This window comes from Microbacterium sp., from assembly GCF_049661145.1.
In the GTDB taxonomy this organism is placed as follows: Bacteria; Actinomycetota; Actinomycetes; order Actinomycetales; family Microbacteriaceae; genus Microbacterium.
The window spans coordinates 1-1,961 of the sequence record NZ_JBASZT010000288.1; the positions used below are offsets into that span (position 1 = coordinate 1).

General features: G+C 71.5%; 1 protein-coding gene and 2 pseudogenes. 1 reads left to right on the forward strand and 2 read right to left on the reverse strand.

Translation table 11 applies throughout. From position 1 onward, the window contains the following. Both WBP48_RS12275 and WBP48_RS12280 read right to left on the reverse strand, forming a co-directional pair. A pseudogene (locus tag WBP48_RS12275) lies at positions 1 to 273 on the reverse strand (hypothetical protein); the annotation flags it as partial. Positions 274 to 571: 298 nt separating this feature from the next. Then, on the reverse strand, positions 572 to 1,582 hold the full coding sequence (locus WBP48_RS12280; protein ID WP_424440823.1) for an aldo/keto reductase: 1,011 nt from the start codon (positions 1,580 to 1,582) through the stop codon (positions 572 to 574). A 107-nt stretch (positions 1,583 to 1,689) separates the two neighbouring features. On the opposite strand from WBP48_RS12280, the pseudogene WBP48_RS12285 reads away from it, so the two are divergent. Then, positions 1,690 to 1,961 (forward strand): annotated as a pseudogene (locus tag WBP48_RS12285) (hypothetical protein); the annotation flags it as partial.

Sequence of the window (1,961 nt, forward strand, 5' to 3'; positions counted from 1 at the left end):
GGTGAGTCGTTCGACCAGTTCGGTCACGTTCCGGCACCCCAGATGCGAGGTCATGAACTCGTCCCGGAACCCGGTCTCGGACCGGGCCATCACCTCACCGACCGCGTCGACCAGCAGCGCCTCCACCAGCCGTCCCACCGCGGCGATCACCGTCACCTGCCCGGCGAGCTCATGCTCGCTCGCCCGCTGAAACGCACGCTCCGACACGGCCGCATCGACCACCCCGGCGGCCTGCGTGAGCAGGTCGCCCAGCGGGGCGGTCAACAGGTCCATACCCTCCATTGTGGTCAGGGGGTCCGACATTCGAGGGCCGGAAAAGACACCGATCGGAACGTGAAACACGCACGCGAATCCGAGACGTCTCCCATCCGCCGCGCGAACCGGTGATCCGCTGCGAGCGCGAAGCGCTCGTGTCTCGAGACCACAGCCCACGAGTCGGTTGCGATGGTCTCGATACACCACGCCCTGCGGGCGCGGCACTCGACCACCGGGGGTGGCGGGCGCGGCACTCCACCACCGAGGGTGGCGGGCGCGGCACTCGACCACCGGGGTGGCAGCCCACCCGTGACCGCTACTCCCGGCCCGCCGATACCCAGGTGGCCTGGAACGAGCGGTGGCCGGCGACACGAGGCGCCAGGGCATCCAGCCGGGCGATGTGCGCGGGATCGAGGGCGACGCCCACCGCCGACAGGTTCTCGTCGACCCGGTCGGCGAAGCGTGTGCCGGGGATCGGCACGACCGGCAGACCGAGCTCGTCGCCTTTCGCGTAGAGCCAGGCGAGCGCGAGCTGTGCGGGCGTCAGCCCGGCGTCGACCGCGACGGCACGCACCTCCGCCAGCACCGGCGCGTTCGCCGCGAGCGCCTCGGGCGCGAAGCGCGGGAACGAGCGACGGCCGTCGGCATCCGTCAAGGCCGACTCGTCGAACGCGCCGGTGAGCCACTGCCGGCTCAGCGGCGAGTACGGCACGAAGCCGATGCCGAGCTCCCGCGCGGCGGGCACGACGTGCGCCTCGACGTCGCGACTGACGATGCTCCACTCGCTCTGCACGGCCGCGATCGGATGCACCGCCTGCGCGCGGCGCAGCTCGTCGCCGGTCGCCTCCGACAACCCGATGTGCCGGACCTTGCCCGCCGCGACGAGTTCGGCGAGGGCACCCACGGAGTCTTCGATGGGTACGTTCGGGTCGACGCGGTGCAGGTAGTAGAGTTCCACGGCATCCGTGCCGAGCCGTCCGAGGCTCAGGTCGATCTGCTCACGGATGTGTGCGGGATCGCCGCGCGGCGCGCGCCGCCCGATCCCTCCGTTCGGCGTGATGCCCACCTTCGTCGCCAGTTGCACCTCGTCCCGGCGCGTGCGCAGCAGTCGCGAGATGATCCGCTCGCTGCGACCCTCGCCGTAGATGTTGGCGGTGTCGACGAACGTCGCACCCGCGTCGACGGCGTGCGTGAGTGTCGCCAGGGCGTCATCGTCGGAGACGGGCCCGTAGACGTCGGTCAGCGACATCGCGCCGAACCCCTGTACGGGAACGCGCAGGCCGTCACCGAGTTCGATGGTCGCGAGCGTCGGCGTCGTTGAAGTCATGCAGCGACGCTACCGCCCGGTGACGCATCCGGTGACGCTCATCGTCACCGGACGTCACGGCACGACACGACCGGATGCCGGGGCGCCGCCGCACGTAGGCTGACGCCATGAACTCCGCTGCTCCGGAGAACGGCGTCGAGAGCGGCGCTTCCGACGGTCCCACCGGAGACCGCGTGCGCGCCGCCATTCCCGCCATCCTTCGCACCGCGCGCCCGTCACTGGCGACCGGCCCCACCCCGCTGCATCCGCTCGACCGGTTGCGCGCGGCGCTCGGCGACCGCGGTCCGCGCCTGTGGATCAAGCGCGACGACCTCACCGGGCTCGCGCTCGGCGGCAACAAGGCGCGCAAGCTGGAGTACCTGCTCGCCGAGGCTCGGGC